General features: G+C 61.3%; 24 protein-coding genes. 15 read left to right on the top strand and 9 right to left on the bottom strand.

All coding sequences use genetic code 11. The features are described from left to right. The first annotated feature begins 97 nt into the window (after positions 1 to 97). The 6 genes from purN to nadC all read left to right on the top strand — a co-directional run bounded on the left by purN (position 98) and on the right by nadC (position 7,030). On the top strand, positions 98 to 751 hold the full coding sequence (gene purN, locus PQQ86_RS15605) for a phosphoribosylglycinamide formyltransferase (RefSeq protein WP_408268331.1): 654 nt from the start codon (positions 98 to 100) through the stop codon (positions 749 to 751). After that, entirely contained in the window at positions 748 to 2,007 is a 1,260-nt protein-coding gene (locus PQQ86_RS15600) for an RsmB/NOP family class I SAM-dependent RNA methyltransferase (protein WP_408268328.1), read from the top strand. The genes purN and PQQ86_RS15600 overlap by 4 nt, the downstream gene beginning before the upstream one ends. A gap of 74 nt (positions 2,008 to 2,081) precedes the next feature. Then, a complete protein-coding gene (locus PQQ86_RS15595; RefSeq protein WP_408268326.1) occupies positions 2,082 to 3,437 on the top strand; it encodes a mechanosensitive ion channel family protein in 1,356 nt (451 codons plus the stop codon). A gap of 203 nt (positions 3,438 to 3,640) precedes the next feature. Then, positions 3,641 to 4,837 (top strand): DesA family fatty acid desaturase, encoded by a 1,197-nt coding sequence (locus PQQ86_RS15590; protein WP_054042639.1) that lies wholly within the window; start codon positions 3,641 to 3,643, stop codon positions 4,835 to 4,837. Between the two features lie 142 nt (positions 4,838 to 4,979). Further along, positions 4,980 to 6,119, top strand: coding sequence for a quinolinate synthase NadA (gene nadA, locus PQQ86_RS15585; protein ID WP_408268322.1), 1,140 nt, complete (start codon positions 4,980 to 4,982; stop codon positions 6,117 to 6,119). Beyond that, on the top strand, positions 6,119 to 7,030 hold the full coding sequence (gene nadC / locus PQQ86_RS15580; protein WP_408268319.1) for a carboxylating nicotinate-nucleotide diphosphorylase: 912 nt from the start codon (positions 6,119 to 6,121) through the stop codon (positions 7,028 to 7,030). The genes nadA and nadC overlap by 1 nt, the downstream gene beginning before the upstream one ends. 84 nt (positions 7,031 to 7,114) lie before the next feature. Here nadC and nadB read toward each other — a convergent pair whose 3' ends face one another. The 4 genes from nadB to radC form a co-directional block, all read right to left on the bottom strand. Next, positions 7,115 to 8,713, bottom strand: coding sequence for an L-aspartate oxidase (nadB, locus tag PQQ86_RS15575; RefSeq protein ID WP_408270308.1), 1,599 nt, complete (start codon positions 8,711 to 8,713; stop codon positions 7,115 to 7,117). Positions 8,714 to 8,951: 238 nt separating this feature from the next. Then, on the bottom strand, positions 8,952 to 9,119 hold the full coding sequence (gene rpmG / locus PQQ86_RS15570) for a 50S ribosomal protein L33 (RefSeq protein ID WP_006050116.1): 168 nt from the start codon (positions 9,117 to 9,119) through the stop codon (positions 8,952 to 8,954). 10 nt (positions 9,120 to 9,129) lie between these two features. Then, complete coding sequence (gene rpmB, locus PQQ86_RS15565; RefSeq protein ID WP_007180631.1) at positions 9,130 to 9,363, bottom strand: 50S ribosomal protein L28; 234 nt, start codon at positions 9,361 to 9,363, stop codon at positions 9,130 to 9,132. 241 nt (positions 9,364 to 9,604) lie between these two features. After that, positions 9,605 to 10,450 carry a RadC family protein gene (gene radC / locus PQQ86_RS15560; protein ID WP_408270305.1) on the bottom strand — a complete coding sequence of 282 codons (846 nt, stop codon included), beginning with the start codon at positions 10,448 to 10,450 and terminating at the stop codon, positions 9,605 to 9,607. A 200-nt stretch (positions 10,451 to 10,650) separates the two neighbouring features. Between radC and PQQ86_RS15555 the strand changes: the two genes are divergently transcribed. From PQQ86_RS15555 to PQQ86_RS15525, 7 genes are all read left to right on the top strand, one after another. Then, entirely contained in the window at positions 10,651 to 11,106 is a 456-nt protein-coding gene (locus tag PQQ86_RS15555; RefSeq protein ID WP_408268316.1) for an FKBP-type peptidyl-prolyl cis-trans isomerase, read from the top strand. Positions 11,107 to 11,108: 2 nt separating this feature from the next. Further along, positions 11,109 to 12,068 (top strand): 4-hydroxy-3-methylbut-2-enyl diphosphate reductase, encoded by a 960-nt coding sequence (gene ispH / locus PQQ86_RS15550; RefSeq protein ID WP_408268312.1) that lies wholly within the window; start codon positions 11,109 to 11,111, stop codon positions 12,066 to 12,068. Positions 12,069 to 12,610: 542 nt separating this feature from the next. After that, positions 12,611 to 13,810, top strand: coding sequence for a branched-chain amino acid ABC transporter substrate-binding protein (locus PQQ86_RS15545; RefSeq protein ID WP_408268310.1), 1,200 nt, complete (start codon positions 12,611 to 12,613; stop codon positions 13,808 to 13,810). Positions 13,811 to 14,040: 230 nt separating this feature from the next. After that, positions 14,041 to 14,991 (top strand): branched-chain amino acid ABC transporter permease, encoded by a 951-nt coding sequence (locus tag PQQ86_RS15540; protein WP_074282431.1) that lies wholly within the window; start codon positions 14,041 to 14,043, stop codon positions 14,989 to 14,991. A gap of 13 nt (positions 14,992 to 15,004) precedes the next feature. Then, complete coding sequence (locus PQQ86_RS15535; RefSeq protein ID WP_325045347.1) at positions 15,005 to 16,174, top strand: ABC transporter permease subunit; 1,170 nt, start codon at positions 15,005 to 15,007, stop codon at positions 16,172 to 16,174. Positions 16,175 to 16,192: 18 nt separating this feature from the next. Next, positions 16,193 to 16,993, top strand: coding sequence for an ABC transporter ATP-binding protein (locus PQQ86_RS15530; protein ID WP_408192355.1), 801 nt, complete (start codon positions 16,193 to 16,195; stop codon positions 16,991 to 16,993). Beyond that, positions 16,993 to 17,709 carry an ABC transporter ATP-binding protein gene (locus tag PQQ86_RS15525; protein ID WP_063497113.1) on the top strand — a complete coding sequence of 239 codons (717 nt, stop codon included), beginning with the start codon at positions 16,993 to 16,995 and terminating at the stop codon, positions 17,707 to 17,709. The genes PQQ86_RS15530 and PQQ86_RS15525 overlap by 1 nt, the downstream gene beginning before the upstream one ends. A gap of 111 nt (positions 17,710 to 17,820) precedes the next feature. Here PQQ86_RS15525 and PQQ86_RS15520 read toward each other — a convergent pair whose 3' ends face one another. Continuing rightward, positions 17,821 to 18,288, bottom strand: coding sequence for a GNAT family acetyltransferase (locus PQQ86_RS15520; RefSeq protein ID WP_408268304.1), 468 nt, complete (start codon positions 18,286 to 18,288; stop codon positions 17,821 to 17,823). Positions 18,289 to 18,306: 18 nt separating this feature from the next. Next, positions 18,307 to 19,491, bottom strand: coding sequence for an acetylornithine transaminase (locus tag PQQ86_RS15515; protein WP_408268302.1), 1,185 nt, complete (start codon positions 19,489 to 19,491; stop codon positions 18,307 to 18,309). Between the two features lie 67 nt (positions 19,492 to 19,558). Here PQQ86_RS15515 and PQQ86_RS15510 point away from each other — a divergent pair, with 67 nt between their 5' ends. Continuing rightward, positions 19,559 to 19,825 carry a hypothetical protein gene (locus PQQ86_RS15510; RefSeq protein WP_408268299.1) on the top strand — a complete coding sequence of 89 codons (267 nt, stop codon included), beginning with the start codon at positions 19,559 to 19,561 and terminating at the stop codon, positions 19,823 to 19,825. Positions 19,826 to 19,865: 40 nt separating this feature from the next. Here the strand turns inward: PQQ86_RS15510 and PQQ86_RS15505 are convergent, their stop codons facing one another. After that, positions 19,866 to 20,897: a CDP-6-deoxy-delta-3,4-glucoseen reductase gene (locus tag PQQ86_RS15505; protein ID WP_408268297.1), complete on the bottom strand. Its 1,032-nt coding sequence runs from the start codon at positions 20,895 to 20,897 to the stop codon at positions 19,866 to 19,868. 94 nt (positions 20,898 to 20,991) lie between these two features. Here PQQ86_RS15505 and PQQ86_RS15500 point away from each other — a divergent pair, with 94 nt between their 5' ends. Next, on the top strand, positions 20,992 to 22,026 hold the full coding sequence (locus PQQ86_RS15500; protein ID WP_408268295.1) for an NAD-dependent epimerase/dehydratase family protein: 1,035 nt from the start codon (positions 20,992 to 20,994) through the stop codon (positions 22,024 to 22,026). A 120-nt stretch (positions 22,027 to 22,146) separates the two neighbouring features. Here PQQ86_RS15500 and PQQ86_RS15495 read toward each other — a convergent pair whose 3' ends face one another. Both PQQ86_RS15495 and PQQ86_RS15490 read right to left on the bottom strand, forming a co-directional pair. After that, entirely contained in the window at positions 22,147 to 22,335 is a 189-nt protein-coding gene (locus PQQ86_RS15495; protein ID WP_175050916.1) for a hypothetical protein, read from the bottom strand. Positions 22,336 to 22,503: 168 nt separating this feature from the next. Further along, the gene (locus PQQ86_RS15490; protein ID WP_408268293.1) at positions 22,504 to 23,214 is read right to left on the bottom strand and encodes a pseudouridine synthase; all 711 of its coding nucleotides are present in this window, start codon (positions 23,212 to 23,214) and stop codon (positions 22,504 to 22,506) included. Positions 23,215 to 23,289 lie beyond the last annotated feature (75 nt).

Raw genomic sequence — 23,289 nt, 5'->3', positions numbered from 1 at the left:
CGGCCGATATGCCGCAAAGCAAACGATTATAAACGCTCAGCGCACGAGACGGCGGCGCGTCGCCGTTTCAGTGTCCCCCGAATGATAAAATCCGCGGATGAAAAAACTCGTCATCCTGATTTCCGGACGGGGAAGCAACATGGAAGCTATCATTCGCGCCTGCGCGGACGAAGGCTGGGCGGCGCAAGTCGCCGCTGTGATTGCCAACCGTCCTGACGCCGCGGGCCTTGCGTTCGCTGCGTCGCACGGCATTGCCACGGCGGTGGTCGACCACCGCCAGTTTCCCGATCGCGACAGCTTCGACGCCGCGCTGGCGCAAAAAATCGACAGCTTTGCGCCTGATCTCGTCGTGCTCGCCGGCTTCATGCGGGTGCTCACGGCCGGTTTCGTCGACCATTACGCCGGACGCATGCTGAACGTGCATCCGTCGCTGCTGCCGAGCTTTCCGGGCCTGAAAACCCATCAACAGGCACTTGACGCCGGCGTGCGGCTGCACGGCGCGTCGGTGCATTTTGTCACGTCGCAGCTGGATCACGGGCCGATCGTCGCGCAGGCGGCCGTCCCCGTTGAGGCTGGTGACACCCCCGCCATGCTCGCCGAACGCGTGCTGGCAACCGAACACATTATCTATCCACGCGCGGTGCGCTGGTTCGTCGACGGGCGTCTTGCTCTCGACGGCTTGCGTGTCACGCTTACGCCGCCGGAGCCGCAATGGCTCTTTGCCGGTCACACCGCCGGAGAGGGCGCATGAGATTACATGGTTTTTTGATTGGACAGACCGAGACTTTGCTGGCTGAAGTCCTGAAGCTGAACGGCCCGGCCGACGCAACGACGAGCCGCTTTTTCCGGGCGCATCCGAAGCTCGGGCACGGCGAGCGCGGCGTGATCGCCGAGGCGGTCTTCGCAGTGCTGCGCCGCCGGATGGAATTTGCCCATCTGGCCGAAGGCGGCGCGGGCAGCCCGGCGCGCCGCATGGCCTTGCTGGGTCTGATGCAGACGGCTGGGCGCACCGCGCTCAAGCCGTTTGTGTCGGAGACCGAATCGCACTGGCTCGAACACGTCGCGAAGATCGATCCTGAAAGCCTGCCTCTGCGAATTCGCCTGAATCTGCCCGACTGGATCTATCAGGCGCTCTCCAAGCGTTTCGAGCCCGCGGAACTGGCGCAACTGGCCGCAGCGCTGAACTACCCGGCACCGTTGGACCTGCGCTCGAATCCGATCAAGGCAAGCCGCGACGACGTGCTGAACGCACTGTCGAAGGCCGGCATCGAAGGCGGTGCAACGCCTTTCGCGCCGTTCGGCGTGCGGGTGGTCGGCAAGCCGCCGCTCACCAAGCTGGACGCGTTCCAGCACGGCTGGGTCGAAGTCCAGGACGAGGGCAGCCAGTTGCTGTGTTCGCTGGTCGCCCCCAAGCGCGGCGAAATGATCGTGGACTTCTGCGCGGGCGCCGGCGGCAAGACGCTGGCACTGGGCGCGGCGATGCGTTCCACCGGGCGTCTGTACGCCTTCGACGTCTCCGAGCGGCGTTTGGCCAAGCTCAAGCCGCGCCTCGCGCGCAGCGGGCTGTCGAACGTGAATCCGGTGCTGATCGACAGCGAACACGATGCGAAGATCAAGCGTCTGGCCGGCAAGATCGACCGCGTGCTGGTCGACGCGCCGTGCAGTGGCTTGGGTACGCTGCGCCGGAATCCGGACCTGAAGTGGCGCCAGTCGCCGGAATCGGTCGCCGAACTGGCACCGAAGCAGGCGTCGATTCTCGCCAGCGCCTCGCGTCTGGTGAAGAAGGGCGGCCGTCTCGTCTACGCAACCTGTTCGATTCTGGAAGCGGAAAACGAAGCCGTCGTGCAGCAGTTCCTCGCCGACCATCCGGACTTCGCTTTGGTGCCGGCGCGCGACGTGCTCGCTGAGCAGCGCATCGAGCTGGAAATGGGCGATTACCTGTCGCTGTGGCCGCACCGCCATGCCACCGACGGCTTCTTCGCAGCCGTGCTGGAACGCCAGAGCTAAACGCAACAGGCTATCTGCCGGCGCAGCGGGGTTCCTTTTCTGAACCCCGCTGCGCCGGCGATTTCGGCGACATCATGCAAAACCGCATTTTTCCTCATATGTTCGGCGACCTCGCGCGCGACTTCGGCCAGCCGGTGATGCTGTGGCAGGTCGGCGTCCTGCTCGTGACGCTCGCCGTTGCCTGGCTGCTCGCGCGCCTGTTGCGCCGCACACTCGATCTGCGGCGCCAGACGCGCTACCAGACCCTGCGTTTCGGCGCGGAAAGCCTGAACCGCGCGTTCTTCCCTCTGATCGGCGCGGTGCTCGTGTGGCTTGCACAGGCGATCACCGGCCAGTTCATGCACACCGCGCTGCTCGATCTGGCGCTGGTGCCGCTGTTCGGTATCGGTCTGATTTACATTGTGTTTTTCTTCGCGCGGCGGGTCTTCAGTCAAGACGGCGCGAACCATCCCTGGCTGTTCCTCGTCGAGAAAATCGTTTCGCTGATCGTCTGGATCGGCATGGTGCTCACCGTGATGGGCATCCAGGACGACGTGATCTCCTGGATGGGCAGCGTGCGTTTCCGGGTCGCGAATGCGCACATGACACTGCTTTCGCTTACCACGGGGCTTCTGTGGGTGTGCGTGACGATGATCGTCGCGATGTGGCTCGGCGCCACGTTCGAAGACCGCCTGATGCGCTCAAAGACGCTCGACGCCAACCTCAAGGTGGTGGTGGCGCGAGTCGGGCGTGCTGCGTTCGTGCTGGCGGCGGTGCTGATCAGCCTGTCGCTGGTCGGCATCGACATCACGGTGCTTGGCGTGTTCGGCGGCGCGCTGGGTGTCGGGCTCGGGTTCGGCCTGCAGAAGATCGCCAGCAACTACGTCTCGGGCTTCATCATCCTGATCGACCGCTCGCTGCGCATCGGCGACACGATCAACGTCAGCGGCTTGCAGGGCATGGTCACGCAGATCCGCACGCGGTATACGGTGGTGCGCGGCCTCGACGGCATCGAAACGCTGATTCCGAATGAAAAGCTGATTACGGACGTGGTGCAGAACCAGTCGTCCTATTTGACGCGCGGTTACGCCAAGGCGGCCGTGCAGGTCGCATACTCCACCGACGTCGAACAGGCGATGGCGTTGCTCGCCGGGGCCGCACAGGGCGTCGCGCGGGTGCTGCAGGAACCGGCGCCTACGCCCTATCTGGTTGGCTTCGGCCCCGACGGCATCAACCTCGAACTGGGTTTCTGGATCGAAGATGCGGCAACAGGCACGTCAGGCGTGCGCTCGGCCGTGAATCGCAACATCTGGCGTCTGTTCTCCGAACACGACATCGCAATTCCTTTCGCACAACGCGAAGTGCGAATCGTCGGCAATGTCAGCGACGCGATGCCGCAAGCGGTAACAATGACCGCTTCCGCGGCCAATCAGGCCGACAGCGCCCACTGACGGGCAGTTCGAACCCGCCGGCAGGTCCCAAAAAGACCTCCGGCGCGTTCCATCTGGTTGATAGCGCACAAAAAATCCCTATTTGTTACAAACACTTGGAACGCTTCAAGTAGAATATCGTCCAATCCCGCTGTATGCTTTCACTTTCTTGACACGCGCATTTCGCGTGTGTCTGGCGTCTCTTGTTCCACAGGTAAATTGCCTTGTTGAATTCCTTGCTCGATTTCCTTGCTCACGGTTTGCTGCACTTCTCGTGGTGGCAACTTGTGCTGTACACGCTGGTCGCGACGCACATCACGATCATTGGCGTAACGGTCTATCTGCATCGCTGCCAGGCGCACCGTGCGCTGGAGCTGCATCCGATCGTCAGTCATTTTTTCCGCTTCTGGCTGTGGATGACTACCGGCATGCTGACCGGCCAATGGGCCGCGATTCACCGTAAGCACCACGCCAAGTGCGAGACCGAAGAAGATCCGCACAGCCCGCAAACGCGCGGCATCTGGAAGGTGCTGCTCGAAGGCGCGGAACTGTACCGTTCCGAAGCCAAGAATGAAGAAACGATGCGCAAATTCAGTCACGGCACGCCGAATGACTGGATGGAACGCAACGTCTACACCAAGTATCCGATCCTCGGCGTGAGCCTGATGATGGTGCTGAACGTCGCGCTGTTCGGCGTCGTCGGCCTGACGATCTGGGCCGTGCAGATGGTGTGGATCCCGTTCTGGGCGGCTGGCGTGGTGAACGGCCTCGCGCACTGGTGGGGCTACCGCAACTTCAACTCGTCGGATGCGAGCACCAACATCTTCCCGTGGGGCATCATCATTGGCGGTGAAGAGCTGCACAACAACCACCACACGTATGCGACGTCGGCCAAGCTGTCGAACAAGTGGTACGAGTTCGACATCGGCTGGATGTACATCCGCATCATGTCGGCGTTCCGTTTGGCCAAGGTGAAGAAGATCGCGCCCACGCCGCGTCTGACCACCGGCAAGCTGGTCCTCGATCAGGATACGTTGCAAGCCGTGCTGGCAAACCGCTACGAAGTGATGGCGCGTTACGGCAAGGCGCTCAAGCGCGCATATCGCCAGGAACTGGCGCATCTGAAGGAAGTGGGCGCGCGCGAGAAGTATCAGGTGATGCGCGGTGCGCGTAGCTGGTTCCACAAGGAAGAAGCGGGTCTCGATGAACCGCAGAAGCGCCAGTTGCCGCAGATCTTCGCGAACAGCCAGAAGCTCAAGACCTACATCGACATGCGCAATGAACTCGCGGCGATGTGGGAGCGCTCGAATGCGTCGCGCGATCAACTTCTGGTCCAGTTGCAAGACTGGTGTCATCGTGCGGAACAGAGCGGTATCAAAGCACTGCAAGACTTTGCGATGCGCCTGCGCCGTTATGCTTGATCGTATGCCTGAGCGCGAAATCCATTAAAATTTCGTTACGTCACAAAACCCCGCGTTGGCGGGGTTTTGCTTTTTGGGCCGCGGCAATGTCAACGACATGCGATTGACAGTCCGCGGCGGCAGAGCGAAGGCAGAGGAGATCATGGATCAGCAGGCGATCAGGACCGTCGAATACGACCGGCCACAGGCGCAGGGCACGACCTGCGGGATCGGGCAGGCGTGGGCGAAGGTGCCCGACGTGCCGTCGGCGGAACAGAAGGTGGCGCTGAAAGAGCGCATCCGCGCATTGCTTAAGCGCGAGAAAGCCGTACTCGTCGCGCACTACTACGTCGACGCGGAGCTGCAGGAACTCGCCGACGAAACCGGCGGTTGCGTGGCCGACTCGCTGGAAATGGCGCGCTTCGGCCGCGATCATGAGGCGCAGACGTTGGTGGTGGCGGGCGTGCGCTTCATGGGTGAGACCGCAAAAATCCTGAGTCCGGACAAGCGCATTCTGATGCCAGATCTCGACGCGACCTGTTCGCTCGACCTCGGCTGTCCAGTCGATGAATTCTCGGCGTTCTGCGACGCGCACCCGGATCGCACGGTGGTCGTGTACGCGAACACCAGCGCGGCCGTCAAGGCCCGTGCGGACTGGATGGTGACGTCGTCGATCGGGCTGGAAATCGTTGCCGATCTGCACGCACGCGGCGAAAAGATCATCTGGGCGCCAGATCGGCATCTCGGTAGCTATATCCAGAGCAAGACCGGCGCGGACATGCTGCTGTGGCAGGGCTCGTGTCTCGTGCACGATGAATTCAAGGGCATCGAACTCGATCTGCTGCGCGCCGAATATCCGGGCGCGAAGGTGCTGGTGCATCCGGAGTCGCCGGCTAACGTGGTCGCGCAAGCGGACGTGGTCGGCTCGACCACCCAGTTGATTGAGGCCGCGCAAAAACTCGACGCGACGCATTTCATCGTGGCGACCGATCTCGGCATTCTGCACAAAATGCAACTCGCAGCGCCGGGCAAGACGTTGATCGCCGCGCCGACGGCCGGCAACAGCGCGACCTGCAAAAGCTGCGCGCACTGCCCGTGGATGGCGATGAACGGTCTCGCCAATCTGGCTGAGGTGCTCGAACGCGGCCACAACGAAATCTTCGTCGATCGGGCGATCGGCGAGCGGGCGCGTCTGCCGATCGATCGGATGCTCGGCTTCGCAGCGCGTCATAAGAAGCGCGTGCAAGCCAGCGGCGATCTCGCACGCGACGCGCAACTGTATTCGAACGTGGGAGCGGCGTAATGGGGGCGGTTGAAGGGGCTGTTGAGCGCAATCAGGTCGAGGCGGTGTCGCCGCTGTTAGCGGAGATTCATGCGCAGTACGGCGCGGCATTTGATGCAGCGTTGGCGCGCAACGTCGCCGACGCGCTGGCCGAAGATGTTGGCGCAGGCGATCAGACTGGCCGTCTTGTCCCCGCAGACGACGTGCGTGATGCACGCATCATCGTGCGCGAAGACGCCGTGCTGTGCGGCGTGCTCTGGTTCAACGCGGTGATGCGCCAGGTCGATCCGCGTATCGATGTGCAGTGGCGTTATCGCGAGGGTGATCGGATGACAGCGGATACGCCGGTCTGCGAGCTGCGCGGCCCTGTCCGTGCGCTGTTGACTGCTGAACGCAATGCGTTGAATTTCCTGCAACTGTTGTCGGGCGTGGCGAGCGCAACGCGCCGCTATGTCGACGCAATCGCCCACACCCAAACGCGCATCCTTGACACGCGTAAGACCTTGCCGGGCTTGCGGCTCGCGCAGAAATACGCAGTGCGCGTGGGTGGCGGAGCGAATCAGCGGCTTGCTTTGTACGATGGCATTCTGATCAAGGAAAACCACATCGCTGCGGCGGGCGGCGTCGGGGCCGCAATGGATGCGGCGCTCGCGCTGAATGCGGGCGTGTCGATCCAGATCGAAGTCGAAACGCTCGCGCAATTGGAAACGGCGTTGGCGCATCGCGCCCAATCCATTCTGCTGGACAACTTTTCGTTCGACGCGATGCGTGAAGCGGTGCTTATCACGGCAGGGCGGGCGGTGCTGGAGGTGTCTGGCGGGGTGAACTTCGAGACGGTGCGGACCATCGCGGAAACGGGCGTCGACCGCGTGTCGATCGGTGCTTTGACCAAAGATGTGCGTGCAACGGATTACTCGATGCGAATCGTCTGAACTACGCGCGCCTAAGCGTTCGCAATTAATGAAAAAGCCATCGCTGGGAAACCGGCGATGGCTTTTCCACTTCAGCTTCAGCAATCACACGTTGCGGTTACGCACATGTTCCGGCGACAACACCGATGGCAGCGCTTTAGGCAACGTGGCCGGCCAATCGCGGCTGAAGTGCAGACCGCGGCTTTCACGCCGTGAGCGAGCGCCTTCGACAATCAGCGACGCCACGTCGACGAGATTGCGCAGTTCAAGCAAATCGCGGCTCACCTTGAAATTCGCGTAATACTCGTGAATCTCGTCACGGAGCAAGGCAAGCCGATGCTTGGCTCGCGCCAGTCGCTTGTCGGTACGCACAATACCGACGTAGTTCCACATCAGGCGGCGCAGCTCATCCCAGTTGTGCGCGACCACCACTTCTTCGTCTGGGTCGGACACTCGGCTTTCGTCCCAGTCAGGCAGCGGCGCATGGACGGCGGCGCTGAAGCCTTCTTCCTCGATGGCTTGCGCGGCGGAGCGCCCGATCACGAGACACTCGAGCAAGGAATTGCTGGCAAGCCGGTTCGCACCGTGCAGGCCTGTGCATGACGTTTCACCGACCGCATAGAGACCCGCGAGGTCGGTCCGGCCTGCCAGGTCCGTCACGACGCCACCGCACGTGTAGTGCGCGGCGGGTACAACCGGAATCGGCTCTTTGGTGATGTCGATGCCGAACTCCAGGCAGCGGGCCAGAATCGTCGGGAAGTGTTCGCGCAGGAATTCAGGCGGCTGATGGCTGATGTCGAGATAGACGCAATCGATGCCGCGTTTCTTGATCTCGAAGTCGATCGCGCGTGCGACGATGTCGCGCGGCGCGAGTTCGGCGCGCTCATCGTGGTTCGGCATGAAGCGCGTGCCGTCCGGCAGCTTCAGAATGCCGCCCTCGCCGCGTACCGCTTCCGAGATCAGGAACGACTTCGCATAAGGATGGAACAGGCAGGTGGGATGGAACTGGATGAATTCCATGTTCGACACACGGCAGCCGGCGCGCCAGGCCATCGCGATACCGTCGCCGGTCGCGGTGTCAGGGTTGGTGGTGTACAGATAGACCTTGCCGGCGCCGCCGGTGGCGAGCACGGTATGCGGCGCTTCGATTGTCACGGTGCGGCCGCTTTGCAGATCGAGTGCATACAAACCGTGGCAGCGACGCCCCGGCAGACCGAGACGGTCGGACGTGATCAGGTCGATCGCGTAGTGGTCCTCGAGCAGGGTGATGTTCGGATGACGGCGTACACGTTCGCTGAGCGTGGTGACCACTGCATGGCCCGTTGCATCCGCCGCGTGAATGATCCGGCGATGGCTGTGGCCGCCCTCGCGTGTCAGATGAAAGCCGAGTTCGGCGGCGTCGTCTTTGGTGAACGGCACGCCTTGCTCGATTAGCCATTCGATCGCGGCTCGCCCATGCTCGACGATGAAGCGTGTCGCCGCCTCGTCGCACAGGCCGCCACCGGCGATCAGCGTGTCGCGCACGTGGTTTTCGATGCTGTCTGCCGAATCAAGAACGGCGGCGATTCCGCCTTGCGCCCAATCGCTCGCGCCTTCGGTCATCGATCGCTTGGCGACCACCGCAACCCGCCGGGTCTCCGCGAGGTTGAGCGCGACGCTCAAGCCCGCCAGACCGCTACCGACAATCGCTACATCGAATTCCATCGCCTGCATCTCCGTCTTTCGTTTTGCCATGACGGCATGCTGTGCGCATGCCGCTAAAACGAGAAAGGATACGCGTCGCGACGAATGAGGGAAAGCTGGCTGAACGGGATAAGACTGTCCTAAGTTGGCAAAGGACAGCGAATCAGCGCGATATTGGGAAGTTGAAAACAAAAAAGCCTCGCACGGATACGAGGCTTTTTTGCGAATCTTTTTGCCTTCGTCAGGCAGGAGCCAAGATTTATTTAATCTTGGTTTCCTTGTAGTCAACGTGCTTACGGACGACCGGATCAAATTTCTTGATCAGCATCTTTTCCGGCATGTTGCGTTTGTTCTTCGTCGTCGTGTAGAAGTGACCCGTGCCTGCGGTCGATTCCAACTTGATCTTGTCGCGTGCGCCTTTCGCCATGATTTACTCCTTAGGCTTCACCGCGTGCGCGCAGATCTGCGAGCACAGCGTCGATACCGTTCTTGTCGATCAGGCGCAGGCCGGCGTTCGAAACGCGCAGACGCACCCAACGGTTTTCGCTTTCCACCCAAATACGGCGGTTTTGCAGGTTCGGCAGGAACCGGCGCTTGGTTTTGTTGTTCGCGTGGGAAACGTTGTTGCCGCTCATCGGCGCTTTCCCAGTTACTTGGCATACGCGTGCCATGAGAGCACTCCTAATACGCTAATTCTGAGTTCGAACGCCGTGAAAGTTTCCCGAAAAGAGCCGCGCTGAGAGCTTATTGAAACTCGAGGCACGTTTCCTTTCCGGAACGCCTTGGTGGCTTCGGAACAGGGGGTTGGAAATAGGCAAACCGGAATTCTAGCAGAAAAAAAGCCGCAAAATCAAACCTTATTTGCGATGCCGAACTCGGCACGACGTTGCCGCGCCCCTGGTTGGCGCCGTGTCAGGGCCAGCCGGCGCGGGCAAAGGAGTACGTGCGATCCGCGCCGATCACCAGATGATCGATCAATTGTACGTCGATCAGCGCAAGGGCTTCGCGCAGCGTATGTGTCAGCCGGCAGTCGCTCGCGCTCGGCTGGACAGCGCCGGAAGGGTGATTATGCGCGACGATCAGGCTGGCCGCATTCAGGCTCAACGCCCGCCGCACGATTTCGCGCGGATAGACGGCCATGCGCGTGAGCGTGCCTCTTGCGCTCTCCTCGCAGCGGATCAGCCGGTGGCGGGCGTCGAGAAAGAGCGACACAAAGACTTCGTGCGGACTTCCGCCGATGCGCAGGCGCAGATAGTCTTGCACGGCTTCAGGCGAGTTCATTAACGAGCGGTCACGCATTCTATCGACCAGCGAACGCCGCGCCATTTCCATGATGGCAATCAATTGGGCCTTTTTCGCCGGCCCGATGCCGCGCAGGCCGTCGAAGTCCGAGTAAGTTGCGTCGAGCATGGCGCGTAGCGAGCCGAAGCGGTCGAACAGGGAGCGCGCAACGTCGAACACGTCGTGGCCCGGCAGCCCCGCGCCGAGCACGAGTACGATCATTTCAGTGTCGGACAGGACGCCCGGCCCTTCCTCGATCAGCCGCTCACGCGGCATGTCGTTTTTGTGCCATTTCCCGCGTACAAGCGGTCGGGGCAGGGGTGTGGCACCGTTCGCCGTGGCGTCGGCGGCGGTATGGCCAGCGGCGGCGCCGGCAGGCGGCGACGCCGGGGCGGGTGCGGCGACGGCGGGCGTGGCGCGCTCCGGCCAGGCCGCTTCAGGTGTCGTTTCGTCCATCGTGCTGGCATAGTCGGCCATATAGATATGCATCCTCCTGTTCTGGTTTGGGGCGGCGCGCGGTGCCCGGCCGAGCCGCGAAGCGCGCGACGGATGCAAGCCACCGCCCGCTATGTGGCTTACAATAGACGCTTTGCGCACGGCACCCTGACGGTTTGCCACACGCGTAGGCTGCGCCCGCGGCGCACGCGTGCAGCGCGCTTCGACAGAGCGAGCATTGCATGAGCATCATCGACATTTCCGAAGTGAAACCCGGTTCACATGTGACGCTTCACTACCGGCTTTCCCTTGCCGATGGCGCCGAAGTCATCAATACGTTTACCGACAGGCCGGCCACGCTGCTGCTCGGTGCAGGCCAACTTGCGCCGCCGCTGGAAGACATTCTGCTGGGTTTGAAGGTGGGCCACCATTCGACCTTTCAGCTAACGCCGGATCTGGCGTTCGGTCCGCGCAATCCGGAACTGATCCAGCGGGTCTCGCTGGCCACGCTGCGCGAAAACAGCATGATCGGCGAGGATTTTTCGCCGGGTGATCTGGTCGAATTCAACGCGCCGGGTGGCGGCCGCTACGCGGGCGTCCTCAAGGAAGTTGGCGAGACGTCGGCGTTGTTCGATTTCAACCATCCGCTTGCCGGCCAGGCGCTGGCGTTTGAAGTGAAAATCATCGGGATTCTGTAAACATGAGCATCACGGATACGACTCTTGCCGAAGCCGAGATCCTGCTGGCGCAGCCGCGTGGGTTCTGCGCCGGCGTCGATCGGGCCATTGAAATCGTAGAGCGGGCCATCAAGCTGCACGGCTCGCCGATTTACGTGCGCCACGAAATCGTTCATAACGCCTATGTCGTCGAGGATTTGCGCAAGAAGGGCGCAATCTTCATTGAGCAGCTGGAAGAAGTGCCGGCCGGCAATACGGTTATTTTCAGCGCGCATGGCGTGTCGAAAGCGGTGCGTTCGGAAGCCGAGTCGCGTGGCCTGCGGGTGTACGACGCCACCTGTCCGCTCGTGACCAAGGTGCATATCGAAGTCGCGAAGATGCGCCAGGACGGCTTCGACATCGTGATGATCGGCCACAAGGGCCACCCTGAAGTCGAGGGCACGATGGGGCAGGCGGGCGAAGGCATGCATCTGGTGGAAGACATCAAAGACGTGCTTGCCTTGCAGCTGGGCGATCCCGAGCGGATCGCGTTCGTGACGCAAACCACCCTGTCGGTCGACGATGCAGCCGAGATCATCGGCGCCCTGAAGGCGAAATATCCGGCGATCCGCGAGCCGAAGAAGCAGGACATCTGCTACGCCACGCAAAATCGTCAGGACGCGGTCAAGTTCATGGCGCCGCAATGCGACGTCGTGATCGTGGTTGGCAGCCCGAATAGTTCTAATTCGAACCGGTTGCGCGAGCTGGCCGAAAAGCTTGGCGTGCCTTCCTATATGGTGGACTCGCCAGACCAGATCGATCCGGTGTGGGTCGAAGGCAAGCGCCGGATCGGTGTGACGGCGGGCGCCTCGGCGCCGGAAGCGCTGGCGCAAGCGGTGATCGGCCGGTTGCGTGAGCTCGGCGTGCGCAACGTGCGCGCGCTCGACGGCATCGAGGAAAACATCGCGTTTCCGCTGCCGCGCGGGCTGGGTCTGCCTGCCTGACGATCAGCCGACGTTTCTGAAAGAAAAGCGCGCCCGAGGGCGCGCTTTTTTTACGTCCGTAGATTCGTGAGTCCGTCCAAAATAAAGTGCCAGATCATCGTGCCGAGTCGTTTTAAGTGTTCTCCCACACACATTCCTTTGAATTGTGATTTGGCTTTTAATCAATTTTTTAATGATGTGACCCCGTTTAAATCGCATCAAACGCGGTGCCCCGATTTTTGACGCACTAAAATAGTGCGTGCCTCCTGATATCAATGGAAACGTAATACTTAACGCGAACCACGGTGCAATCAGGGATCGGGCCAGATCGCTGCAACACTTGATGCCATTGGGTGCGACGATGGTGCAACTGATGCACGAAAAATAGTCGCAACCCGGTTGCGCCTTTTGCGGAATTTCCCTCTCAAAATAAGGTTGCAATGCAGGAAAACCCCACCGTTTCAACAATATTGCCCGTCGCATAATTGGAGTTACAATGCGCGCGTTCTCAAGGCCTCCGGGTCCCGAACAATAGATTTTGCAAGGCGCAGGAGACCTACTTAATGCGAGTCAAGTTTGCTTACGCCGTGTCCATCGTGACCGCGGTTGCGATGTTGACCGCGTGCGGCAAGAAGCAGGATGGCGAGGCGGGAGCGGGTGCATCGGCTGCCACGGCGGCAGCGGCACCGGCAAGTGAAGCAACTGTCGTGAAAATCGGTCATGCGGCCCCATTGACCGGCGGCATTGCGCATCTTGGCAAGGACAATGAAAACGGCGCGCGTCTGGCGGTCGAGGAAATCAATAAGCAAGGCTTGACCATCGACGGTCACAAGATTCAGTTGGAGCTCGACGCACAAGATGATGCAGCGGACCCGAAAACGGGTACGGAGGTCGCCGAAAAATTTGTCGACGATCACGTTGTCGCCGTAGTCGGGCACCTGAATTCAGGCGTCTCGATTCCGGCGTCGAAGATCTATAGCGATGCCGGGATCGTGCAGATCTCGCCGTCGTCGACAAATCCGGGGTACACGCAGCAAGGTTTCAAGACGACTTATCGGGTGGTCGCGACCGATGCCCAGCAGGGCCCGGCGCTGGCCAACTACGCGACGAAAGTGCTCGGCGCGAAACGCATCGCGATCGTCGACGACTCGACCGTATACGGTAAGGGACTGGCCGACGAGTTCGCGAAGACGGTACAGGCGAGCGGGGCGAAGATCGTCGCGCGTGAAGCCACGAATGACAGGGCTACGGAGTTTCAGGCCGTCCTTAGAAAGATCAAGAGTGTTCAGCCGGACGTGATCATGTTCGGCGGAATGGACGCGACGGGCGGGCCGTTTGCCAAACAGGCGGCGGCGCTCGGTATCAAGGCAAAAATCCTTGGCGGCGACGGTGTGTGTACCGACAAGGTGGGTGAGCTGGCGGGAACCGCCGTGCAAAACCTGGTCTGTTCGGAGGCGGGACTCGCGCTTTCGAAAATGGACAAGGGAGCGGACTTCGAACAGAAGTACGTGGATCGCTTCCACACGCCGGTGCAGATTTACGCGCCGTTCACGTATGACGCTGTGTACGTGATTGTCGATGCAATGAAGCGCGCTAATTCGATCGAGGCGCCCAAGGTGCTGGCTGCGATGCCGTCCACCGATTACAACGGGGTAATCGGCCACATCGCGTTCGACGACAAGGGTGATTTGAAAGAGGGCGCCATTACGCTTTACGACTTCAAGGACGGCAAGAAAGCGGTTCTCGACGTCGTCAAGATGTGATGACGGGATGTACAGCCTGACGGCACCGAAACCACCCAACGGTGCCGTTTTTGCATCCGCCATCGGTTCGTCCCCGACTGCAACCCAGTCGTAGCACGAACCGGACAGCGGATAACCCTTACCGGTCTTTTACATCAGTACCCGCAGTGCCGTTGAGATTAGCGTACCGCATCACCGCCCACCGGCTGATGAAGTACGCGAATCCAGTCGCACGGGCTAAGGAGCAATAAATGGATATCTTCATCCAGCAGGTCCTCAACGGGCTGGTGCTTGGCAGCGTTTACGCCATCATCGCACTGGGCTATACGATGGTTTACGGCATCCTGGGCATTATCAACTTCGCGCACGGCGATGTGTTGATGGTGGGCGCGATGGTTGCGCTCTCAGCCATAGGCGTGCTTCAGAACCACTTCCCCGGCCTCGGCAATGTGCCGACGCTCATCATCGCGTTGATCATCGCGGCAGTGGTTTGCTCGCTGGTCGGCTACACGATCGAGCGCGTGGCCTACCGGCCGTTGCGTAAAGCGCCGCGCCTCGCGCCGCTGATCACCGCGATCGGTGTGTCGATCCTGCTGCAAACCCTCGCGATGATGATCTGGTCGCGCAACCCGCTGCCGTTCCCGCAGCTGTTGCCTACTGACCCGATCAACGTGATCAAGGCCACCGACACGACGCCTGGCGCCGTGATCTCGATGACCGAAATCGTGATCATCGTGGTGGCGTTCCTCGTGATGGGCGGTCTGCTGCTGCTGGTTCACAAGACCAAGCTCGGCCGCGCGATGCGTGCGATCGCTGAGAACCCGGGCGTTGCCAGCCTGATGGGCGTGAACCCGAACTTTGTGATCTCGGCGACCTTCATGATCGGCTCGGCGCTGGCCGCTCTCGCCGGCGTGATGATCGCGTCCGAATACGGCAACGCACACTTCTATATGGGCTTCATCCCAGGTCTGAAGGCTTTTACCGCGGCGGTGCTGGGCGGGATCGGCAATCTCGGTGGGGCGATGGTGGGCGGCGTGCTGCTCGGTCTGATCGAACAGTTGGGGGCAGGCTATATCGGCAACCTCACGGGCGGTGTGTTCGGCAGTAACTATCAGGACGTGTTCGCGTTCATCGTGCTGATCATCGTGCTGGTGTTCCGTCCGTCGGGTCTGTTGGGCGAACGTGTTGCTGATCGAGCATAAGGAGTAGACAGACATGACCTCAATTCAACCGATCGAGCCGTCCACGACGCTCATCCCTGAAAAGAACCTGACGAAGACGCTGACCGTCGGCATCATCACCGCGATCTTCGTGATCGCCGCGCCGATGATCATCGGCGCGGCAGGCGGCAACTACTGGGTCCGCGTGCTCGACTTCGCGATGCTGTACGTGATGCTCGCGCTGGGTCTCAATGTGGTGGTTGGCTTTGCCGGCCTGCTGGACTTGGGCTACATCGCGTTCTATGCAATCGGCGCGTACGTCGCGGCTCTCCTGAGCTCGCCACACCTGACCTCGCAGTTCGAGTGGATTGCGCATCTGTTCCCGGGCGGCCTGCATGCGCCGATCTGGATCATTGTGCCGATTGCGATGGGACTCGCCGCGACCTTCGGGATCCTGCTCGGTGCGCCGACCCTGCGTCTGCGTGGCGACTACCTCGCGATCGTGACCTTGGGCTTCGGGGAAATCGTGCGGATCTTCATGAATAACCTCGACCGTCCGGTGAATATCACCAATGGTCCGAAGGGGATCACGGGGATCGATCCTGTGTCGGTGGGTGGCTTCAGCCTCGCGCAGACGCATTCGCTGTTCGGCATGCAGTTCCCGTCGGTGTACTTGTACTACTACCTGTTCGTGCTGTGTTCGCTGCTGGTGATCTGGGTCTGTACGCGTTTGCAGCACTCGCGTATCGGCCGTGCATGGGCCGCGATCCGCGAAGACGAAATCGCCGCCAAGGCGATGGGCATCAACACCCGCAACGTGAAGTTGCTGGCCTTCGCGATGGGGGCGTCGTTCGGCGGGTTGTCGGGTGCGATGTTCGGCTCGTTCCAGGGCTTCGTGTCGCCGGAGTCGTTCACGTTCTGGGAATCGGTCGTGGTGCTGGCGTGCGTTGTGCTCGGCGGCATGGGCCACATCCCGGGTGTGATTCTCGGTGCGGTGCTGCTTTCGGTGTTCCCGGAGTTCCTGCGTTCGACGATGGGTCCGCTGCAGAACGCGATCTTCGGCCACGAAATCGTCGATACGGAAGTGATCCGTCAGTTGCTGTACGGCCTCGCGATGGTTGTGATCATGCTGTACCGCTCGGAAGGCCTATGGCCGGCGCCGAAGCACGAAGACAAGATTGCGAAACTGGCGAAGCGCAGCGGCAAGAAGCCGGTGCGCGCTTAAGGCCCGGGGAGAAATCATATGAGCGATAACGTAAACAATAGCGTAGGCAGCGACCAGATCCGCCTGTCGGTGAAAGGCGTGAACAAGCGCTTCGGTGGCCTGCAGGCATTGTCCGACGTCGGTCTGCAGATCAAGTCGGGCCAGATTTATGGCCTGATCGGTCCGAACGGCGCCGGCAAAACGACCTTCTTCAATGTGATCACGGGTCTGTACACGCCGGATTCGGGCGAGTTCAAGCTCGACAACGTGGAATACACGCCTACCGCTGTCTACCAGGTGGCGAAGGCGGGGATTGCGCGTACGTTCCAGAACATCCGTTTGTTCGGTGGCATGACCGCGCTGGAAAACGTCATGGTTGGGCGCCACGTGCGCACGAAGCATGGCCTGATCGGCGCAGTGTTCCAGACGCCGGCCGAGCGCAAGGAAGAGCGCGAGATCAAGGAGCGTGCAATCGAACTGCTGGAGTACGTCGGTATTGCGCAGTACGCGGACTACACGTCGCGCAATCTGTCGTACGGTCACCAGCGTCGTCTGGAAATCGCCCGCGCACTGGCAACGGATCCGAAGCTGCTTGCACTGGATGAACCGGCTGCCGGCATGAACGCAACGGAAAAAGTCGAGCTGACCAAGTTGCTCGACAAGATCCGCAGCGACGGCAAGACGATTCTTCTGATCGAGCACGACGTGAAACTGGTGATGGGTCTGTGCAACCAGATGACAGTGCTCGATTATGGCAAGGTGATTGCCCAGGGTCTGCCGCATGACGTGCAGAGGGATCCGAAGGTGATCGAGGCTTATCTGGGTGCGGGGGTCCACTAATGGCAACGGCAATGTTGAAAATCAAGGGCCTGCAGGTCAACTACGGCGGCATCCAGGCAGTCAAGGGCATCGACCTCGAAGTTGCGCAGGGCGAACTGGTCACGCTGATCGGCGCGAACGGCGCGGGCAAGACCACGACGATGAAGGCAATCACGGGGCTGAAGCCGTACTCGGCAGGTGACATCGAGTACATGGGCCAGTCGATCAAGGGCATCCCGGCGCACGAACTGCTCAAGCGCGGTCTCGCGATGGTGCCGGAAGGCCGTGGCATCTTCTCGCGCATGTCGATCGTCGAGAACATGCAGATGGGCGCGTATCTGCGCAACGATACCGACGCCATCAAGGCAGACGTTGATCGCATGTTCGGCTTTTTCCCGCGCCTGAAGGAACGGGCGACGCAATACGCGGGCACGCTCTCGGGCGGCGAACAGCAGATGCTGGCGATGGCGCGCGCGATCATCAGCAAGCCGAAGCTGTTGTTGCTCGACGAACCGTCGATGGGTCTGTCGCCGATCATGGTCGAGAAGATCTTCGAAGTGGTGCGGGCGATCTCGGCTGAAGGCATGACGGTGCTGCTGGTCGAGCAGAACGCGCGTCTCGCGTTGCAGGCGGCGAACCGCGGCTACGTGATGGACTCGGGTCTGGTGACGATGTCGGGTGACGCGAAGCAGATGCTGGATGATCCGAAGGTGCGGGCAGCGTACCTGGGTGAATAAGTTGGGCAAATGAGCCGGGTGAATAACCCGGACCAAGTTTGCCTTAGCCGCAAAAAAGGCCGCATGCGCCTCAATCGCGCATGCGGCCTTTTTCCATTCAAGCGATTGCGCTTAAGCCGCCGGCGTTTCCGCCAGTTCGCCCAATCGTTTGCCGAGACTGATCACAGCATCCGCACGATAACCGAGCGCTTCATAGAACGCGCGCACATCGTCCTTCGCGGACAGCACCTGCAAATTCAGCTTCGGGCAGCCACGTTCGGTCAACGCGTGTTCGACATGTGCGACCAGCCGCGTGCCGATGCCGTGACGACGCAACGATTCATCCACCGCAAGCGAATACAGCCAGCCTCGGTGCCCGTCGTAGCCGCCCATCACCGTGCCGACGATACGCCGGTCGAACACTGCGACAAAGAACAGTTCCGGTTGCGTCGCCAGCTTGTTGGCGATCGACAGATGCGGGTTGCGCTGTGGCCTCGTCACGTCCCGATACTCGGGGAACGCTTCCTGCCACAGCGTGACCACGGCGTCGGTGTCGCTCGCTTCAAAGCGACGGATCGATAGCGTTGCGGTCGTCGTCATACGCGCTTCCCTGTGTGATTACAGCGTGTCGAGAATCGAACGCAGCATCGCCATCATCTGGTCGATTTCTTCATTCGTGACGTTCAGTGCCGGCATGAAACGCAGCAGGTTCGGACGCGCCGCGTTCAGCAGCAGGCCATCGGGCTGCATCACGCGAGCCTTCTCGACGATCTGGTTGCCGATGTCCTTGCCGAGCAGCAGCGCGCGCAGCAGACCTTCACCGCGTTCGCCTTCGAAACCACGCTCTTCCGACAGTTCGAGTAGCTTCGCGCGCAGATATTCGCCGCGGGCGCGCACGCCTTCGAGGAAGCCCGGCGCGGTCATTTGCGAGATCACCGAGAAGCCGACCGCGGTCATCAGCGGATTGCCGTTGTACGTACCGCCCTGGTCGCCCGCTTCGAACACGGCGATTTCGGCTTTGGCGAGCAGCGCTGCGAGCGGGACGCCGCCGCCGATGCCCTTGCCGAGCGTCATGATGTCCGGTTCGATGCCCGACAGTTCATACGCGAACAAGGTGCCGGCACGGCCGCAACCGCTTTGCACTTCGTCGACGATCAGGAGCAGGTTGTGCTGTTTGGTCAGCGCGCGCAGTTGCTGCATGAACTCGCGCGTGGCGGGAATCACGCCGCCTTCGCCCTGAATCGGCTCCAGCATCACCGCGACGGTCTTTGCATTGATCAGCTTTTCGACCGAAGCGATGTCGTTCAGATCTGCCTTCGGGAAGCCCGGCACTTGCGGTGCGTAGATCGTGTCCCAACCAGGCTTGCCGCTTGCCGACATGGTGGCGAGCGTGCGGCCGTGGAAGCTGTGGTCGAACGTGATGATTTCGAACGCGCCGTCCTTGAACTTCTTGCCCCACTTGCGCGCGAGCTTGATTGCGCCTTCGTTGGCTTCGGCGCCACTGTTCGCGAAGAACACCTTGTCGAAACAGCTGTGCTGGGTGAGCAATCCGGCGAGCTTCGCCATCGGCTCGTTGTAGAAGGCCGGCGACGGATTCAGCAGCAGCTTCGATTGCGTGTTGAGCGCTTCGATCATGCCGTCGTTGCAATGGCCGAGGCTGTTGACCGCCCAGCCCTGGATGAAGTCCAGATATCGCTTGCCGTTATTGTCGTAGAGCCACGAGCCCTTGCCGTGCGTGAAAACGATTTCGGGCCGGTTCGTGATGTACATCAGCGACTCGATCGGGTACTCATTGAAATTCATGACGGCAAGCTCCAGACAGCGGGGTGAAGGGTGAGTGAGCGGTTGGCCTCAAATGAAGCAGCGGCCGGTGAAAACAAAAAAAGCAAACAAAAAAGCCACGGCATGCCGTGGCTTTCATGATTCGAACTGCTTGCGCCTTTGTGCGGCGCGAATCCGTGACGAAGCCAGCGGCGCCCCTAAGGGAGCGGCGAGCGGCGACGTCGGAGTTCGGACTGGATGCGGTTCATGCGCGAAAGAATACGACAAGAAAAGCGCTGGTGTAAACCATGAATTTGCACAGATTCGCGTCAACGCGGATTTATGCAAGTCTGCCAGCGTGCCTATTTCGTTTTGATGAATGGGTCGATCGTCAATCGATCGACCCATTCACTCCCTCAAACCGCGTTCGCCAGATCCGCCGCGCTCGTGAAGGAGTCCGCGTAGAACTCGTCTTCCGGCAGCCCATGATGCTGGGTGAAATCGCGCTGTGCCGACTCCACCATCACCGGTGCGCCGCACGCGTACACTTGGTACGGCGACAGATCCGGCAGATCCTCGATCACCGCGCGATGCACGAAACCGACGCGACCCGTCCACGCGTCGCCCGCGTCCGGTTCCGACAGCACCGGCACGAACTTGAAGTTCGGAATCTCGCGAGCCCATTGCTCGGCGAGTTCGAGCAGGTACAGGTCCTTCTTGCGGCGCGCGCCCCAATAAAGCGTCATCGGCCGGTTCAGGTTCTTGAACACCGCATGTTCGACGATCGCCTTCAGCGGCGCGAAGCCCGTGCCTGAGGCCAGCAGCACGATCGGCTTGTCCGAGTCTTCACGCAGGAAGAAGGTGCCGAGCGGAGCTTCGAAGCGCAGGATGTCGCGCTCCTTTATCGTGTTGAACACATGGTCCGTGAACGCGCCGCCCGGCATATGACGGATGTGCAATTCGATCGGGCCTTCCGCGTGCGGCGCGTTCGCCATCGAATAGCTGCGGCGTTTGCCGTCTTTCAGAATGAATTCGAGGTACTGGCCGGCCAGATATTGCAGACGTTCGTTAGCGGGCAATTGCAGCTTCAGCACGACGACGTCGTCGGCCTTGCGCTCGATCGCGTTCACGCGGCACGGCAGTTTCTTGACCTGCACGTCGCCTACGCCGGCTACTTCGCGGATATCCACTTCGAGATCGGAGCAGCCCGTCGCGCAGCAGAAGAGGGCCATGCCGCGCGTCTTTTCGTCGTTCGACAAGGCCGACGACGAATGCTGACGCTGTTCGATCTGACCGCTGACCACGGTGCCTTTGCATGAGCCGCATGCGCCGTTCTTGCAGCCGTACGGCAAACCAATGCCCTGGCGCAAGGCCGCGATCAGGACCGGTTCGTCCTGTTCCACCTGAAACTGCCGGCCGCTTTGCCGGAGCGTGACGTTAAATGCCATAGAGTGTTCGAAATCGAAAAGTCGGTAATCGTTATCGGACCCGCGGTGCAACTGTGCGGTACCTGCCGCGCTTGACGGCTACAATGCGTCCACCATGAAAGCGACACGAAATTTACGCCGGCCGCGCGTGTTGATTGTTGGCTGCGGTGACGTCGGCATGCGCTGCGTGCCCCTGTTGCGGCCACACGCGCATGTCTTCGCGCTCACCAGCCACGCCGAGCGCAGCGCCGAATTGCGCGCCGCTGGCGTCACGCCGCTGGTCGGCGACCTGGACGCGCGCCACAGCCTGAAACGGCTTGCCGGCCTCGCGCCGACGGTGCTGCATCTCGCGCCACCGCAAAAGACCGGCGACGACGACCGCCGCACCCGCGCCTTGCTCGCTACGTTGAGCGCGCGCCGTGATCGGGCGATGCGTGCCGCACGCGGCGCGGCGGCGCCGGTCGGGCGGCTGCGCCGCGGGTTGCGCAACATGAGTGCCTCATGGGCGGAATCTGAAGCAGCCAATATTGTACCCGACAGGGTGCGCTGGACCGCCGCGCCGCGCGTGCCCGTGAGGCTGGTGTACGCGAGCACGACTGGCGTCTACGGCGATTGTGGCGGCGCGTGGATCGACGAGACGCGCGCGTCGCAGCCGGCCAATGCGCGCGCCAAACGGCGCGTGTCGGCCGAGCGGCAATTGCGCCGCGCCACCGCGCGAGGCGTGGTCGCCGCCAGCATCGCGCGGATTCCGGGCATCTATGCGAGCAACCGCCTGCCGCTCGGGCGGCTGGAGAAGCGCACCCCGGCCTTGATCGACGCCGACGACGTCTACACCAACCATATCCACGCCGACGACCTCGCCGCGATCCTCGTGCGTCTCGCTACCCATGGGCGGCCGGGGCGCGTGATCCACGCGTCCGACGATACGTCGCTGAAAATGGGAGAGTACTTCGATGCGGTGGCCGATGCGTTCGGTCTCGAGCGTGCGCCTCGCATTACGCGCGCCGAGGCGGAAGAGCAGATCGAGCCGACCTTGCTGTCCTTCATGCGCGAATCGAGGCGGCTTGTGAATCGGCGTCTCAAAGAAGAGTTGCGCGTGCGCTTGCAGTATCCGAGTGTCGGGGATTTTTTCGCGCAGCGTGAAAATTGAAAACGCGCCGACAGGCGGCGCGTTTTCAAGATATTCGGCCGCGAGCAAATCAAATGCTCGCCGCGCCATGCATGACCCGGCCAGATTTCACTCGCGTCGGCGACGCCCTGCCTCGCTGGCTTACGTCAGCGCCGGCAATGCCTCCAGCAACAGGAAACACAGCATTGCGCCGATCAGCGCGCCGATCAGGTTCGGATGATATTTATGCCGCAGCCGCATCATGACCAGCAGTCCGCCGACCAGGACGATTCCGAGACACGTGAAAGCAATCATCACGGACGAAATTTCAATAGTGTCGTGGATGACCATGGCGCCCCTCCCTGAGACCTTTGTAGTCTTTGTTTAAACGAGTATAGAGCGACTTGTAAGGAAGAGCATGCTGCAATGCAGCGTGTAATCAGGTGTCCGCGAGAGCCTATGTGTGGGGGCGCACACGATTCTCCTGACGCATCAAGGCTCTAAAGGGGACCTACCTGTTTACCCGCTCCGTAAAGATCCGAGGTCGGTTTCGTCGAGCCATTGCCACGCGCCTTCCGCGAGCGTCGCGGGCAATGCGAGTCCGCCGATCCGCTCGCGATGTAGCGCCTCACAACGGTTGCCGGCTGCCGCGATCATTCGCTTGACCTGGTGATATTTGCCTTCCATCACGGTAAGGGCCAGCGCGTGCTCACCGCGCGCCTCTACGTCGACGGCGACGATCGGCTTGGGCTCGCCGTGCAGCAAGACTCCGTCGCGCAAGGCACTCAACTGGGCGTCGTCGATGGGATGGCGCGTGGTCGCGATATACAGCTTCGGCACTTTGCGTTTCGGCGACGTGAACATGTGCACGAACTTGCCATCGTCGGAGAGCAGCAGGAGGCCGGTCGTGTCCTGATCGAGGCGGCCCACGCACTGCACGCCGCGTTCGGCGAACTGCGGCGGCAGCAGGCTGAACACGCTCAGATGATGCTGCGGATCGCGCGAACATTCATAGCCGGCAGGTTTGTTCAGCAACAGATAGGCGTGCTCGCGATACGGCCAGACGGCCCCGTCCACGCTGAAGGAGAAGGTGCTGTCGTCGGTTGAGAAATCGGCGTCGGCATCGGCGCAGACGGAGCCGCCGATGCTCACGCGACCGTCGCCGATTAGCGCCCGGCATTGACGGCGCGAGCCGAAACCTTGTGTGAAGAGGATGCTTTCGAGATTCATGGCGAGCGAAGAATAACACCGCAAGAAGCGGAGCGCCGCGCTGCGCCATAGCGACGACGATGGTCTTTCCCCATC

The organism is Paraburkholderia sediminicola, assembly GCF_046026675.1.
Lineage (GTDB): Bacteria > Pseudomonadota > Gammaproteobacteria > Burkholderiales > Burkholderiaceae > Paraburkholderia > Paraburkholderia sediminicola_F.
This window is presented reverse-complemented; position numbering and strand designations above follow the sequence as displayed.